13 protein-coding genes are annotated in these 14,006 nt (G+C 65.6%); 7 read left to right on the top strand and 6 right to left on the bottom strand.

The genetic code is table 11. The annotated features are described in order from the left end of the window. Nucleotides 1-3: 3 nt before the first annotated feature. Genes NUW87_RS06400 through NUW87_RS06375 form a run of 6 tightly spaced genes read right to left on the bottom strand, consistent with a single transcriptional unit; the run spans nucleotide 4 to nucleotide 5,569 of the window. Complete coding sequence (locus NUW87_RS06400) at nucleotides 4-642, bottom strand: sirohydrochlorin chelatase (RefSeq protein WP_269027751.1); 639 nt, start codon at nucleotides 640-642, stop codon at nucleotides 4-6. Nucleotides 643-653: 11 nt separating this feature from the next. Further along, a complete protein-coding gene (locus tag NUW87_RS06395) occupies nucleotides 654-1,940 on the bottom strand; it encodes a sulfate adenylyltransferase subunit 1 (protein WP_269027750.1) in 1,287 nt (428 codons plus the stop codon). Then, nucleotides 1,940-2,854, bottom strand: coding sequence for a sulfate adenylyltransferase subunit CysD (gene cysD / locus NUW87_RS06390; RefSeq protein WP_194560608.1), 915 nt, complete (start codon nucleotides 2,852-2,854; stop codon nucleotides 1,940-1,942). The genes NUW87_RS06395 and cysD overlap by 1 nt, the downstream gene beginning before the upstream one ends. Before the next feature lie 17 nt (nucleotides 2,855-2,871). Next, nucleotides 2,872-3,651 (bottom strand): phosphoadenylyl-sulfate reductase, encoded by a 780-nt coding sequence (locus tag NUW87_RS06385; RefSeq protein WP_269027749.1) that lies wholly within the window; start codon nucleotides 3,649-3,651, stop codon nucleotides 2,872-2,874. Continuing rightward, nucleotides 3,648-3,908 (bottom strand): hypothetical protein, encoded by a 261-nt coding sequence (locus NUW87_RS06380; protein ID WP_035000191.1) that lies wholly within the window; start codon nucleotides 3,906-3,908, stop codon nucleotides 3,648-3,650. The genes NUW87_RS06385 and NUW87_RS06380 overlap by 4 nt, the downstream gene beginning before the upstream one ends. Beyond that, nucleotides 3,905-5,569: a nitrite/sulfite reductase gene (locus NUW87_RS06375; RefSeq protein ID WP_269027748.1), complete on the bottom strand. Its 1,665-nt coding sequence runs from the start codon at nucleotides 5,567-5,569 to the stop codon at nucleotides 3,905-3,907. The genes NUW87_RS06380 and NUW87_RS06375 overlap by 4 nt, the downstream gene beginning before the upstream one ends. 238 nt (nucleotides 5,570-5,807) lie before the next feature. On the opposite strand from NUW87_RS06375, the gene NUW87_RS06370 reads away from it, so the two are divergent. The 7 genes from NUW87_RS06370 (at nucleotide 5,808) to NUW87_RS06340 (ending at nucleotide 13,979) form a co-directional block, all read left to right on the top strand. Then, nucleotides 5,808-7,178 carry an FAD-dependent oxidoreductase gene (locus NUW87_RS06370; RefSeq protein WP_239217447.1) on the top strand — a complete coding sequence of 457 codons (1,371 nt, stop codon included), beginning with the start codon at nucleotides 5,808-5,810 and terminating at the stop codon, nucleotides 7,176-7,178. Between the two features lie 201 nt (nucleotides 7,179-7,379). Continuing rightward, nucleotides 7,380-9,086 carry an ABC transporter ATP-binding protein gene (locus NUW87_RS06365; protein WP_269027747.1) on the top strand — a complete coding sequence of 569 codons (1,707 nt, stop codon included), beginning with the start codon at nucleotides 7,380-7,382 and terminating at the stop codon, nucleotides 9,084-9,086. After that, complete coding sequence (locus NUW87_RS06360; RefSeq protein WP_269027746.1) at nucleotides 9,083-11,035, top strand: ABC transporter ATP-binding protein; 1,953 nt, start codon at nucleotides 9,083-9,085, stop codon at nucleotides 11,033-11,035. Before NUW87_RS06365 ends, NUW87_RS06360 begins: the two co-directional genes overlap by 4 nt. A 112-nt stretch (nucleotides 11,036-11,147) precedes the next feature. Then, the gene (locus NUW87_RS06355; protein ID WP_269027745.1) at nucleotides 11,148-12,431 is read left to right on the top strand and encodes a Na/Pi symporter; all 1,284 of its coding nucleotides are present in this window, start codon (nucleotides 11,148-11,150) and stop codon (nucleotides 12,429-12,431) included. A 12-nt stretch (nucleotides 12,432-12,443) separates the two neighbouring features. After that, nucleotides 12,444-12,815, top strand: coding sequence for a hypothetical protein (locus NUW87_RS06350; RefSeq protein ID WP_239217450.1), 372 nt, complete (start codon nucleotides 12,444-12,446; stop codon nucleotides 12,813-12,815). After that, nucleotides 12,808-13,731: a substrate-binding domain-containing protein gene (locus NUW87_RS06345; RefSeq protein WP_269027744.1), complete on the top strand. Its 924-nt coding sequence runs from the start codon at nucleotides 12,808-12,810 to the stop codon at nucleotides 13,729-13,731. Before NUW87_RS06350 ends, NUW87_RS06345 begins: the two co-directional genes overlap by 8 nt. A 14-nt stretch (nucleotides 13,732-13,745) precedes the next feature. Continuing rightward, nucleotides 13,746-13,979, top strand: coding sequence for a hypothetical protein (locus NUW87_RS06340; RefSeq protein ID WP_269027743.1), 234 nt, complete (start codon nucleotides 13,746-13,748; stop codon nucleotides 13,977-13,979). Nucleotides 13,980-14,006: the final 27 nt, after the last annotated feature.

Here is a 14,006-nt window from a genome sequence, read left to right as displayed (position 1 = left end):
ATCTCAGGCGTCCTTTTCGGCAGTGCGGTAGCGGTTGGCAACGACGTCCGCGAGGTCTGTGGTCAGCGGCCCAGAGGCCGTGAGGTGCGGCGGGATCCGGTCCAGAAGTGTTCCGTGGGTGACAAACAGCGGCAGCACGTGCGTGTGCCTATCGACGAACCTCCGGTCCCCCCTCGTCGCCTGCACCACCGACACATCGACCCCGGCCAAACGCGCAAGGCTGTCCGCCAGGCGGGCGTAGTTCGCAGCCTGTGCAGTGTCCGATGTGCCGACGGGGAAAAGGGTGGCGTGGGAGGCCGAAGGTGCGTCGATACGCAAGCGCTTGTGCAGAGCCTCGGCGATGTCGGGGCCGGTGCCGAGCGGCTCTGCGAGGGTGAGGTCGCAGTGCTCGCGCGCCTCGGCCAGGTGGGCCGGCACGTCCACCTTCGCGTGGAACGCGCGGGTGAACAGCAACGGCACGACGATCGCGCGCGGCGAAGACAGCGCGGCGGCCGCCTCGGCGAGGGTGGGGCGATCGAACTCGAGGTGCGCGTCCGCCCACTCCACCCCGAGCTTTTCGGCGGCCGCTTCGGTGAGCGCGCGGATGCCCTCTTTGGCGCGCGGGTGGCGCGAGCCGTGGGAGAGGGTGATCAGCGCGGTCATGGTGGGTGCTCCTAGCGCAGGCGCTTTCCGACGAGACCCGCAGCCAGCGTGTTACCGGAAGCCTGGTCCACGAGCAGGAAATTGCCCACCGCGCCGCGGGCCGCGTAGGGCTCGACCGGCAACTCGTCGGCGGTCTGGATGGTCACGTGCGCGATCTCGTTGAGCGCGACAGCCTCGGGCGAGGTGTTGTCGCCGGCGGCACCGTCGATGTCGAGGACGCGGTCCACGCTGGCCACGCGGGCGCGCACGAACGCGGTGCCGATGCGCAGCTTCACAGCCTGCCCGGCGCGCAACTCCTTTTCGGTCAGCCCCACCACGGTGGCGGCGAACTCCCTTGTGTCTTCCGGCCGGGTTCCAGAAGCCAGGAGGTCGCCGCGGGTCAGGTCGATCTCGTCGGCAAGGCGCAGGGCAACCGAGTCGCCGGCGTGGGCGGTCTCCACCGGGCCGTCGGTGGAGTCGATGCCGGCCACGGTGGTTTTCCGGCCGTACGGGGCGAGGATCTCGTCGCCGACGGAGATGGAACCGGCGTTGACGCGGCCGGCGTAGGCGCGGTAGTCGCTGGCGTGCTCGCGCAGCACGTACTGGATGCTGAAGCGGAAGTCCAGGTCGTCGGCGCGGCCGTGGTTAACCGGGATGGTCTCCAGCAGCTCCAGCACGGTCGGGCCGGTGTACCAGGGGGTCGCGTCGCTGCGCTCCGCGACGTTATCTCCACGAAGCGCGGAAATCGGCACCACGTGCGGGTCCTCGATGCCCAGCTCGGCGGCCTTGGCATCGAAGTTGGCCTTGATCTCGTTGAAGGTCTCCTCCGAGTAGCCGACCAGGTCGATTTTGTTCACCGCCAGGATCACGGTGCGCACGCCCAGCAGCTTGGCCACGGTGAGGTGGCGGACGGTCTGCTCCACCACGCCGTTGCGGGCGTCCACCAGCAGCACGACCACCTGGGAGGTGGACATGCCGGTCACGGTGTTGCGCGTGTACTGCACGTGCCCCGGGGTGTCGGCGAGGATGAAGGTGCGCTTGTCGGTGGCGAAGTAGCGGTAGGCCACGTCGATGGTGATGCCCTGTTCGCGTTCGGCGCGGAGCCCGTCGACAAGCAAGGAAAGGTCGAGGCCCTCGAAGCCCCTGTCGGCCGAGGTGCGCTCGACGGAGGCGAGCTGGTCCGCAAGCACGGACTTCGTGTCGTGCAAAAGGCGGCCGACGAAGGTGGACTTGCCGTCGTCGACGGAGCCCGCGGTGCACAGGCGCAGTGTTTCGCGGTCCGCGAGCGCGGCTGCGGCGGAAGCGGTAGTCGTAGTCATCAGAAGTAGCCTTCCTTCTTGCGGTCTTCCATGGCGGATTCGCTCAGGCGGTCGTCGGCGCGCGTCGCGCCGCGCTCGGTCAGGGTGGAGTTGGCGATCTCGACGAGCACCTCGTCGATCGTGGACGCGTCGGAGTCGACCGCGCCCGTGCAGGACATGTCGCCCACGGTGCGGTAGCGCACGCGACGGGTCTCAAGCTGCTCGCCGTCGCGCGGGCCGCCCCACTCGCCCGGGGTCAGCCACATGCCGTCGCGGCCGAACACCTCGCGGTCGTGCGCGAAGTAAATCGACGGCAGAGCAATCCCGCGCGCGCCGATGTACTCCCACACGTCCGCCTCGGTCCAGTTGGAGATGGGGAACACGCGCACGTTCTCGCCCGGCAGCGTCGCGCCGTTGTACAGGTCCCACAGCTCGGGGCGCTGGCGGCGCGGGTCCCAGCCGCCGAAGGAGTCGCGCACGGAGAACACGCGCTCCTTGGCGCGGGCGCGTTCCTCGTCGCGGCGCGCGCCACCGAGCACGGCGTTGTAGCCGACCTCCGCGATGGTCTCCACCAGCGGCACGGTCTGCAGCGGGTTGCGGGTGCCGTCGGGGCGTTCCTGCAGGTCGCCGCGGTCAATCCAGTCCTGCACCTCGGCCACGCGCAGTCGCAGGCCATGCTTCTCGACGAGCTCGTCGCGGAACTGGATCACCTCCGGGAAGTTGTGCCCGGTGTCCACGTGCAACAGCTCAATCGGCATCGCCGCCGGCGCGAAGGCCCGGCGCGCCAGCTCGAGCACCACACACGAGTCCTTGCCGCCGGAAAACAACAGGCCGATTTTGTCGAACTGCCCGGCCACCTCGCGGATGATATGGATGGACTCGTTTTCCAAGTCCTTCAGGTGCGGCGACAGCTCAGTTGTCGTTGCTTGCGTCATCTTCTCTAACACTCCTTTTATTCGTGCAGGCCGCACTCGGTCTTGGATGCGAACGCCCAGCGCCCGGCGCGCGGGTCCTCCCCCTCAGCCACAGGCATGGTGCAGGTGGCGCAGCCGATGGAGGGGTAGCCCTGACGGGTCAGCGGGTGGATGATCAGGTCGTTGTCCTCCTCGAATGCCTCCGTGTCCTCGAGCGACCAGGTCACCAGCGGGGAGATCTTCAGCCGCCCGGTGTTGTCCAAGCTCAGCGCGGGTGCCTCTGCTCGGGTGGGGCCGTCGGCGCGGCGCAGGCCGGTGATCCAGCCGGCGTACGGGCTCATGTGCACCGCCAGCGGCTCAACCTTGCGCATGCGGCAGCACGCGCCGGGGTTGCGCAGGTACAGGTTCGGGCCGTACACCTTGTCCTGCTCCGGGCGGCTGAGCTGGGCGGTTGCGCGCACCAGCGTGTGCGAGGGGTAGCGGGCCTCAACTGCGTCGGCCACCTCGAGGGTCTCCGGGAAGTGGTACTCGGTGTCCAGAAAGAGGAAGTCCGCGTCGGGCAGGTGACGCTCGGCCAACTCCGCCAACACTGTGTTCTCCATGGAGAGGGTCACCGCGAGCTTGCCGGGTGCGTGCTCGTGGGCCCAGGCGAGGATGTCGGCGGCGGAGGCGTCGTAAAGCTTGGGTGCCCACTGTTCGACTAGCTGGGCGTTTTGCTTGGCGACGTCCTCCGGCAACGCCGCCGTCTCCCTCGGCCCTGCCGGGCTGATCTCGGGGTCGCGGAAGTTTCCTCCCGGCTGGTTGAGCAGGTTGGTCATCGCTTCTCTTCCTTCACTACTGCGGTGTGCCCGTGCCGCGCCAGGGAGGCCTGCAGCGCCTCCTCCGTCGACGGCGCGGGCGCGTGCGGGGTGTCCGGATCGTCCTGGCCGTGGTACTTCACCTCGAAAACACGCAGGCACTCCCCGCATTTCCAGGCAAAGTCCGTCTCCTCGTTCGGCCAGAGGTCCTCCCCGCCACAATAGGGGCAAAACGAGGGGAAATTGCGGTTCGGATTCGGGGCCCGGCGAAAGCTCATCGCAGATCATCCTCGTCTGCGCGGGCGACCCATTGACGGAATGTTTCCCCGTCCTCGCGCTTGTCCACGTAATGCTGCACCACGCGCGTGACGTAATCCGTCAGCTCGGTGGACAGCACCTTGTGGCCGCGCAGCTTGCGGCCGAAGTTCGCGCCCTCGCCGATCGTGCCGCCGAGGTGCACCTGGAACCCCTCGACCTTCTCGCCGTCCTCGTTCGCCACCATCTGGCCCTTGAGCCCGATGTCGGAGACCTGGTGGCGCGCGCACGCGTTCGGGCAGCCGTTGAGCGAGATGGTGATGGGCGAATCCAGGTCACCGAAGCGCTCCTCCAGCTCATCCGCCAGCTCGATCGCGCGGGACTTCGTGGTCACGTGCGCGAGCTTGCAGTACTCCAGGCCGGTGCAGCTGAGCAGGCCACGGCGGAACTCGGAGGGTTTGGAATACAGCCCCATTTCCTCCAAATCAGCCTGCAGCTTCTCGACGTCCTCCGGTTCCACCCCGAGCAACAACACCTCCTTAAACGGAGTGAAGCGCAGGTCGGTCACGCCGTATTTCTCCGCCAGGTCCGCAAGCGCAATGAGCTGCTCGCCGGACATGTGGCCCAGCGTGGGCTTCACACCGATGTAGACGTTGCCGTCTTTTTGTTCGTGCACGCCGATGTGGTCGCGGTCGACCAGGTTGTTGGGGGCCTTTGGGCCGTCGGCAAGCGCATAGCCCAAGTAATCCTCCTCGAGGATGCGGCGGAACTTCTCCACGCCCCACTCTTTGACCAGGAACTTCAGGCGCGCGCGGTTGCGCAGGCGGCGGTATCCGTAGTCGCGGAAGATGCGCACCACGTTCGCCCACACGTCCGGCACCTGCTCGAGGGTGACGAAGGCGCCGAGGGACTGCGCGAGCATCGGGTTGGTGGACAGCCCGCCGCCGACGTAGCACTCGAAGCCGGGGCCGAGCTCGGGGTGCTCGACGCCGATGAAGGCGAGGTCGTTGATCTCGTGGACCACGTCCTGGCGGGCGTTGCCGGAAATCGCGGTCTTGAACTTGCGCGGCAGGTTCTGGAATTCGTCGTCGGTGACGATCTGCTGGATCTTGCGGATCGCGGGCGTGGCGTCGATGATCTCGTCCTTGGCAATGCCAGCGACCGGGGAGCCTAAGATCACGCGCGGCACGTCGCCGCAGGCGTCCCAGGTATTCAGGCCGTGTTCCTCGAGCGTGTCCCAGATCGCGGGGACGTCCTCGATGCGCACCCAGTGGAACTGGATGTTCTGGCGGTCGGTGAGGTCCACGGTGGAGCGGGCGTAGTCGCGGGAAAGCTCGCCGACGGCGCGGGCTTGCTCCGTGGAGCAGATGCCGCCGTCGAAGCGGATGCGCATCATGAAGTACTTGTCTTCCAGGACGCTGTTGTCCTCGCCGGTGAACTCGCCGCCCAGGTTCTGCTTGCGCTGGGTGTACAGGCCGAGCCACTTAAAACGCGGGTAGAGGTCCTCGCGGTCGATCGAATCGAAGCCGCCCTTGGAGTAGACGTCGATCACGCGCTGCTTGACGTCCAGGACCGGAGACTCCTGCTTGATCTCCTCGTCGTGGTTCAGCGGCGCGGAGCCGTCTATTAGCCACTGCCCCTCCGACTTCTTCGGGCGTGTCCTGGGCTTAGTGGGTGCGCTCATCTGCTCTCCCTAAATAGACAACTCTGTACGCATCCGGGCGGCCCGGAGCTACTGCTGGCCAATAGTGCCGGACTACTCGGTCTAAAACAACCAGACCGGAGAAAGTGCCGGTTAAGGCAGTGAATGTAAACGTTTTACGGGTGTTGAGGGTGAAAATATTTGCGGGTTTAAGACCACTCGGTCTATACGCTATAGTGTCCAACATCAACACACCCTTTTGCGAAAGGACAATGAACTTATGAGCCTGCGCGTCGCCGTAGTTGGAGCCGGTCCAGCCGGCATTTACGCCTCCGACCTGCTAATCCGCAACGAAGAGCACGACGTCCACGTCGACCTCTTCGAGCAGATGCCCGCCCCCTTCGGCCTGATCCGTTACGGCGTGGCACCCGACCACCCGCGAATTAAGGGCATTGTGAAGTCCCTGCACAACGTGCTGGACAAGGACAAGCTGCGCCTGATCGCCAACGTCACCGTCGGCCGCGACATCACTATCGACGACCTGCGCGACTACTACGACGCCGTCGTCATCTCCACCGGTGCCGTGCGCGACCGCGAGCTGCTTATCCCGGGCGGCGACAAGTCCATCGGCGCCGGCGAGTTCGTCGGCTTCTACGACGGCAACCCGCGCTTCGAGCGCAACTGGAACCTCGAGGCCAAGGAAGTCGCCGTCGTCGGCGTGGGCAACGTGGCGCTCGATATCTCCCGCATCCTGGCCAAGACCGGCGACGAGCTCACCGTCACCGAAATCCCGGACAATGTCTACGAGTCCCTGAAGAACAACAAGGCGGAGACGGTGCACATGTTCGGCCGCCGCGGCCCCGCCCAGGCGAAGTTCACGCCGAAGGAGCTGCGCGAGCTTGACGAGTCCGACACCATCCAGGTGCTCGTGGACCCCGAGGACATCGACTACGACGAGCTGTCCGAGCAGGTCCGCCGCTCCGACAAGTCCGTCGACCTGAACTGCCAGGTGCTGGAGCAGTACGCCATGCGCGAGCCGGACGACGCGCCGCACAAGATCCACATCCACTTCTTTGAGGAACCGGTGGAGGTGCTCACCGACGACTCCGGCGCTGTGACCGGCATCCGCACCGAGCGCCAGGAGCTCGACGGCAACGGCGGCATCCGCGGCACCGGCAAGTTCACCGACTGGCCGGTCCAGCAGGTCTACCACGCCGTGGGCTATCGCTCCGAGCCGGTCGAGGGCGTGCCCTTCGACCTGGAGCGCCACGTCATCCCCAACGACGGCGGCCGCGTGCTGGTCACCGCCGAGGAGGGTGCCGCTCCGGAGGACAAGCTTTACGTCACCGGCTGGATCAAGCGCGGACCCGTGGGCCTGATCGGCAACACCAAGTCCGACGCCAAGGAAACCACCGACATGCTCATCGCCGACGCGGACGCCGGCAAGCTCGCCGCGCCGACCCACACCGGCGCCGACGATATCTTCGACCTGCTGCGCGAGCGCGGCGTGGACTACGCCACCTGGGAAGGCTGGTACAAGCTCGACGAGGCCGAGCGCGCCCTCGGCGCCGCCGACGCCAACTTCCCGCGCGAGCGCAAGAAGATCGTGGAGTGGGAGGACATGCTCGGCCACTCCCGCGCCGGCCAGTAAGCGTTTCGGCGGGCACACCCGCCGCCGCTGCCCCAGCCGCAAACGCCGATATCGGCATTTAGCCTGAGCGCCGAGCCGCGACCTGGTCTTTTACAGCAGCTGGCGCCGTAAACGCCGATATCGGCGTTTAGGCAGCAGCGGTATCGCAGCAGCGCGGCCCCACCGGTCTAGGATTGCCCCGGACAAAAGAGAGGGGCACTCATGGATCTCATCCGCCTCACCGCGCGCTTTGGCAAGCGGTACAGTGGCAAGATCGCGCTGGTTATCGCGCTGCAGCTGGTCACGACCCTGGCCACGCTGTACTTGCCGGACTTGAACGCGGACATCATCAACAACGGCGTCGCCCAGGCGGACGTGCCGTATATCTGGCGCACCGGCCGCACGATGCTGGCGGTCGCGCTGGTGCAGATCGCAACGGCGATCGCGGCAGTGTGGTTCGCCTCCCAGGTGGCCATGAACACCGGCCGCGACATCAGGGCCGCCGTGTACAACCGGGTGTCCGATTTCGATAGCGAGGAGATGGCGCATTTCGGCGCCGCCACGCTGGTCACGCGCGGCACGAACGACGTCCAGCAGGTGCAGATGACGTTCCTGTTGTTCATGAACTTCATGGTTGCCGCGCCGATTATGGCCATCGGCGGCATCATCATGGCGCTGCGCCAGGACGCGGGCATGTCGTGGCTGGTGGTCGCGGCGGTGCTCGTCCTGACTGTCGTGGTGGGCATCACCGCGGCGATCCTGATGCCACTGTTCAAGCGCATGCAGGAAAAGCTTGATGCGATCAACGGCCTGTTGCGCGAGCAGATCGCGGGCATCCGGGTGGTGCGCGCGTTCGGCCGCGAGGACTACGAGGCCGAGCGTTTCACCGAAGCGAACCACGACATCACCAGGCTGAGTCTGAACATCGGCCGGGTGTTCGTGACCATGTTCCCGGTGATCATGCTCATTTTGAACCTGGCCACGGCCGCGGTGCTGTGGTTCGGCGGCCACCGCGTGGACGAGGGTCTGGTGGAGGTGGGCTCACTCACCGCGTTCATGCAGTACCTGATGCAGATTCTCATGGCGGTGATGATGGGCGTGTTCATGCTGATGATGCTGCCGCGCGCCATTGTCTGCGCTGACCGCATCGAGGAGGTGCTCGGGCATGAGGTGAAGGCGTCGGTGACCGGAGGGGCGTCGATAGGCAAAGGTATCGTGCGCTTCGACGATGTCTCCTACACCTACCCGGGCGCGGAGAAACCGGTGCTTGAGGGCATTTCGTTCGAGGCCCGCCCGGGGACCACGACGGCGATCATCGGCTCGACGGGCAGCGGCAAGACCACGCTCGCCGGGCTGCTGCCCAGGCTGTACTCCCCGACTTCGGGGCATGTGCTTATCGACGACCATCCGGTCACCCGCATCCCGCGCCAGGAACTGGTCAAGGCCGTCGCGATGGTGCCGCAGAAGCCGTGGCTGTTCTCCGGCACGGTGGCGTCAAACCTGCGCATGGGCAACCCGGACGCCACCGATGATCAGCTGTGGGCGGCGCTGCGGACCGCGCAGGCCGAGTTCGTGGACGATTTGGACATGCCGATCTCCCAGGGCGGCACCAACGTCTCCGGCGGGCAGCGCCAGCGCCTGTGCATCGCGCGGATGTTTGTGGCGGATCCGAAGGTGTACGTCTTCGACGACTCGTTTAGCGCGCTGGACGCGACTACCGAGGCGAACCTGAACGCGGCGATGCGCGAGATCGTGCAGGAGCGCACCGTGATCGTGGTGGCGCAGAAAGTGTCCTCGATCAGGCACGCGGACCAGATTCTGGTGATGGAGGCCGGGCGCATCGTTGCGCGCGGCACCCACGACGAGCTGCTGGAGACCAGCGAGACGTACCGGGAGATCGCGGGGAGCCAGGCGGAGGTGGACGCATGAGCAACCAGCACGGGTCCGAGCTGACAGACGACCAGCTCGCCGAGTACGAAGAGAAGATGTCCGGCGACGACTACTCCAACAAGGCGCCGCGCAAGGCCAAGCAGTTCTTGCCGTCCGCGAAACGCCTGCTGGGGTTGCTCGCCCCGTACAAGCTGGCCCTGACGGCGGTGCTTGTCATGAATGCCGTGTCCGTGGTGCTGGCCGTGTACGCCCCGCGCGTGATGGGCCGGGCCATGGACGTGATCTTCTCCGGCGTGATGTCCAAGCACATGCCGCCGGGCACTACCAAGGAGCAGGCGGTCGAGGGCTTGCGCGCCGCGGGCCAGGACCGCTTCGCCGACATGGCCTCGGCGATGGAGCTGACTCCCGGTAGCGGCATCGACTTCGACCGGCTTGGCCAGCTCATCGTGCTGGTGGTGGCGCTGTACGCGGCGGCGTCGTTGCTGATGTGGGCGCAGGGCGCGATTTTGAACAAGCTGACCATGCGCGCGGTGTTCAACCTGCGCGAGCGGGTGGAGACAAAGATCAACGCCCTGCCGCTGCGCTACTTTGACACCCGCCAGCGCGGCGACGTGATGAGCCGCACCACCAACGACGTGGACAACGTCCAGCAGGCCCTACAGCAGTCCCTGTCCTCGCTGTTCAACGCGATCCTGACGGTGGTGGGCATCCTGGTGATGATGTTCGCCATCTCCTGGCAGCTGGCCCTGGTGGCGCTGCTGGCCATCCCGCTGACAGGCCTGGTCATGGGCCTGGTGGGCACGCGCTCGCAGCAACAGTTCACCACCCAGTGGAAAGCCACAGGCGACGTCAACGGGCACGTGGAGGAATCCTTCTCCGGCCACGACGTGGCGGTCATCTTCGGGCGCACGGACGAGCTTCGCCGGCAGTTCGACGAGCGCAACAACGAGCTCGCGGGCGCGGCGCAAAAGGCGCAGTTTTTGGCCAACTCGATGCACCCGACCATGCAGTTCATCTCGTACCTGTCGTACGTGGCCATCGCGGTGCTCGGCGGGGTGAAGGTCGCTTCGGGCAAGCTCACACTCGGCGGCGCCACCGCGTTTATCCAGTACTCCCGCCAGTTCAATCAGCCGCTCGGCGAGATCGCCGGCATGATGCAGATGCTGCAATCCGGTGTCGCTTCCGCGGAGCGAGTCTTCGAGCTTCTCGACGCTGAAGTAGAACCCGCAGACAGCACCACAGCCCGCATGGACGGCCGCGCCGAAGGCCTGGTGGAGTTCCGCGACGTGTCCTTCTCCTACACCGACGAGCCCCTCATCCGTGATTTGCACCTGCGGGTGGAGCCGGGCCAGACCGCCGCGATCGTCGGCCCCACCGGCGCCGGCAAGACCACGCTGGTGAACCTGATCATGCGCTTCTACGACGTCGATTCCGGCGCGATCACCCTCGACGGCACGGACATCCGGGAGTACTCCCGCGAGGACCTGCGCGGCCAGATCGGCATGGTGCTGCAAGACGCGGTGCTGTTCAAAGGCACCATCATGGACAACATCCGCTACGGGCGCTTAGACGCTACCGACGAGGAAGTCATCGAGGCGGCAAAGGCCACCTACGTGGACCGCTTCGTGCGCTCGCTGCCGGACGGCTACGACACCGAAGTGGACCAGGACGGCGGGTCCGTCTCCGCTGGCGAGCGCCAGCTGATCACGATTGCGCGCGCGTTCCTGTCGCAGCCGGCGCTGTTGATCCTGGATGAGGCGACCTCGTCGGTGGACACCCGCACCGAGGTCATGGTGCAGCAGGCCATGCACGCGCTGCGATCCAACCGCACCTCGTTTGTCATCGCGCACCGCCTATCCACCATCCGCGATGCGGACGTGATTGTGGTGATGGAAGACGGACGCATAGTGGAGCAAGGTTCGCATGCGGAGCTCGTCGCAAAGCAAGGTGCGTACTGGCGCCTGCACCAATCCCAGTTCAGCGAGTAGCCCACAGCAAATTCACACGTTTCCCAAATGTTCACCTTGCGGACACCGATCCATTAACGCGGCGGCCATACGCTGGCGGGCGAACCTATGTCAGCTGACTGATTGGGAAACCATGAAACGTGAAGAAACCGGCGGCTCCTCCGTCGTCACGGCCGATAACACCGGCCGCACCGAAGAAGACGAGAACAAAAACCTCGAGGACCTCGACGTCGACGACGACAGCGAGCGCAAGGACCCGCTCGGCTTCCTCCCCCTCGACGGCAAAGCCAAGGAGATCGCCAACTGGATCGCCGTGATCATCGGCATCTGGATTCTGCTCAACGGCGTGGGCATGATCGGCGACGGCTTCAAGGGCATCGCCGGCGACCGCGCGGAGGAGCTGTTCTCCTTCGCCGAGAACCCGTTTGTGGGCCTGGCCATCGGCATCGTGGCCACCGCGATCATTCAGTCCTCCTCCACCACCACCTCGATCGTGGTGGGCATGATCGCCGGCGGCCTGCCTCTGAACATCGCGATTCCGATGCTCTTCGGCGCGAACATGGGCACCTCCGTGACCTCCACCTTGGTGGCGCTTGGTCTGGCCGGTAACAAGAAGCAGTTCCAGCAGGGCTTCTCCATGGCCACCGTGCACGACTTCTTCAACCTGATTGCCATCCTGATCTTCTTCCCGCTGGAAATGTTCACCGGTTTCCTGGGCAAGACCGCGACGGCGATTGCGCCGTCGCTGTCCGGCTCCGGTGAAGGTGTGCTGGCGGGCATCTTCGAGTCCATCGGCGACTTCATCGACATGATCACCGAGCCGCTGGTCGGCCTCGCTGGCAGCCTGGTCGAGCCGCTGGGCGACGTCTGGGGCGGCGTGATCCTGGCCGTACTGGGCATCGTGCTGATCCTGTTTTCCATCCAGTTCATCGGCAACATCCTCAACGCGCTTCTGGTGGGCAAGGCGCAGGACATCCTGTACGCAGCACTGGGCAAGAACGCGTTCATGGGCGTGCTCTCCGGTGCCGCCATCACCACCCTGGTGCAGTCCTCCTCCACCACCACCGCGCTGACCGTGCCGCTGGCCGCCTCCGGCAAGTTCAAGGTGCGCACCCTATTCCCGTTCGTGGTCGGCGCCAACATCGGCACCACCGTTACCGGCCTGATCGCCGCGTTCTCCGCCTCCGGTGCTGAAGCCGAAGCCGCGATGGCAGGTGCGCTGGTGCACACCCTCTTCAACACCTTCGCCGCGATCCTGATCCTGGGCGTGCCGTTCTTGCGCAAGCTCCCTCCGATGGGCTCCGACTGGCTCGCAGCCATGGCAACGAAGAACAAGCTCTACGTCTTCGCGTGGATCGGCGGCGTGTTCTTCATCATCCCGATTCTGGCCGTGTTCATCTCCAACGCACTTTCCTAAGGAGCCCCCGAAATGACTACTCCCGAGAACCCGACCAACACTGAAAACACCCCGGGCGAGACCCCCGACCTGTCCCCGCTGGCACAGGACCTGATCAACCGCGAAGCCCCCGACGCCGAGCTGCACGCACTGCTGCACGAGCTGGAGGAGACCGCAGACGAGCTTCGCGGCGAGCTGCAGGCCCGCATGGGCAACCGCGACAAGCTGGAAGGCGAACAGGCCCGCGCCCACCGCAAGATCAACCCGAACGTCACCCCGGAGCAGGAGGAAGAACTGAAGAACTTCCCCGAGTACTGGGCAAACTCCAAGGGCTCCTGGAGCAACCTGTTCAAGCTACTGCGCGAGCTGCGCACCGAGATGCGGGAAGGTAAGGGTAATGCGTAAACGACTCACCGCGACTGTCGCTGTGGCCGCCGTCGCTGCCCTCGCCGTCGGCTGCGGCAACGACACCACCCCGGGCGAGGATGCCATCAAGGTCACCGGCTCCTCCACCGTCGAACCGATCACCAGCTACATGGCCAACCGCTACGACTTCGACGTGGACATCGACGCGGTCGGCTCCACCGACGGCTTCGATGTCTTCTGCGCGGGCGACGCCGACATCAACGACGCATCTGTATCCATTCCGGCTGACTACCAAAAGGCGTGCGCCGACGCCGACGTGGACTTCATCGAGCTGCCCATCGCTTTGGACGCCATCACGCTGGTCAAGCACCGCGACAACGACTGGGCGCAGGACCTTTCCATCCAGCAGCTGCACGACATCTGGGCGAAGGACTCTTCCGTGACCAAGTGGTCGGACATCGACCCGTCCTGGCCGGACGAGGACATCACCCTCTACGGCCGCCCAGACGGCTCCGGCACCCTCGGCGTGTTCGAGCAGCTCGTGCTCGACGGCGACGAGATCCGCGACGACTACCAGGCCACCGACGACATCCAGGAGCTGTCCAAGTGGGTCTCCGAGGACGTCAACGGCCTGAGCTTCATGGGTATCGGCAACTACCTGGCCACCGAGGACCCGACTCGCAACCGCATCGACAACGTGCTTGTCGACGGCGTGGCTCCGAGCGTCGACGAAGCAAAGAGCGGCAACTACCCGCTGTCTCGCCCGCTGTTCCTCTACGTCAACGAGGACTCCACCAAGCGTGAGGACGTCAACGAGTTCGTCACCACCTACCTGGACAAGGTTGAGGCCGTGCTGCCGCGCGTGTACTTCTACCAGCTGCCGGAAGAGGAGTACGACAAGGCGAAGAAGCGCTACGAAGATCGCGAAACCGGCGCTGACGAGCGCTGGCAGTAACTAGGATCGGACGCATGACTACCGAACACGAAGGTCTGTACACCAGCATCGAGACCCCGGCAGACGGTGCGTCTGACAAGGCTGCTGCCGCCGGTGCGGACAACCCGAACCAGGACCTGGACACCAAGCCTCTCGGCGAGGGTGTACGCACCGTCGAGGAAGCCGAGAACCATGAGGACGACGCTTCCTGGAACGACGGCAACCTGCCGCGCGAAGAGATCCGCGACGGCTCCCGCGAGGACAACTAACCGCACGCGCAAGCGCCGCCCCGGACG

The sequence above is a fragment of the Corynebacterium pilbarense genome, assembly GCF_026930265.1.
In the GTDB taxonomy this organism is placed as follows: domain Bacteria; phylum Actinomycetota; class Actinomycetes; order Mycobacteriales; family Mycobacteriaceae; genus Corynebacterium; species Corynebacterium pilbarense.
The sequence above is the reverse complement of the archived record's forward strand: the minus strand, read 5'-3'. Positions and strand labels throughout refer to the sequence as shown.

What these genes read in the sequence shown, in the direction of transcription:
- NUW87_RS06400 (WP_269027751.1), bottom strand. Translation starts at nt 642, where the DNA reads ATGACCGCGCTGATCACCCTCTCCCACGGCTCGCGCCACCCGCGCGCC.
- NUW87_RS06395 (WP_269027750.1), bottom strand. Translation starts at nt 1,940, where the DNA reads ATGACTACGACTACCGCTTCCGCCGCAGCCGCGCTCGCGGACCGCGAA.
- cysD (WP_194560608.1), bottom strand. Translation starts at nt 2,854, where the DNA reads ATGACGCAAGCAACGACAACTGAGCTGTCGCCGCACCTGAAGGACTTG.
- NUW87_RS06385 (WP_269027749.1), bottom strand. Translation starts at nt 3,651, where the DNA reads ATGACCAACCTGCTCAACCAGCCGGGAGGAAACTTCCGCGACCCCGAG.
- NUW87_RS06380 (WP_035000191.1), bottom strand. Translation starts at nt 3,908, where the DNA reads ATGAGCTTTCGCCGGGCCCCGAATCCGAACCGCAATTTCCCCTCGTTT.
- NUW87_RS06375 (WP_269027748.1), bottom strand. Translation starts at nt 5,569, where the DNA reads ATGAGCGCACCCACTAAGCCCAGGACACGCCCGAAGAAGTCGGAGGGG.
- NUW87_RS06370 (WP_239217447.1), top strand. Translation starts at nt 5,808, where the DNA reads ATGAGCCTGCGCGTCGCCGTAGTTGGAGCCGGTCCAGCCGGCATTTAC.
- NUW87_RS06365 (WP_269027747.1), top strand. Translation starts at nt 7,380, where the DNA reads ATGGATCTCATCCGCCTCACCGCGCGCTTTGGCAAGCGGTACAGTGGC.
- NUW87_RS06360 (WP_269027746.1), top strand. Translation starts at nt 9,083, where the DNA reads ATGAGCAACCAGCACGGGTCCGAGCTGACAGACGACCAGCTCGCCGAG.
- NUW87_RS06355 (WP_269027745.1), top strand. Translation starts at nt 11,148, where the DNA reads ATGAAACGTGAAGAAACCGGCGGCTCCTCCGTCGTCACGGCCGATAAC.
- NUW87_RS06350 (WP_239217450.1), top strand. Translation starts at nt 12,444, where the DNA reads ATGACTACTCCCGAGAACCCGACCAACACTGAAAACACCCCGGGCGAG.
- NUW87_RS06345 (WP_269027744.1), top strand. Translation starts at nt 12,808, where the DNA reads ATGCGTAAACGACTCACCGCGACTGTCGCTGTGGCCGCCGTCGCTGCC.
- NUW87_RS06340 (WP_269027743.1), top strand. Translation starts at nt 13,746, where the DNA reads ATGACTACCGAACACGAAGGTCTGTACACCAGCATCGAGACCCCGGCA.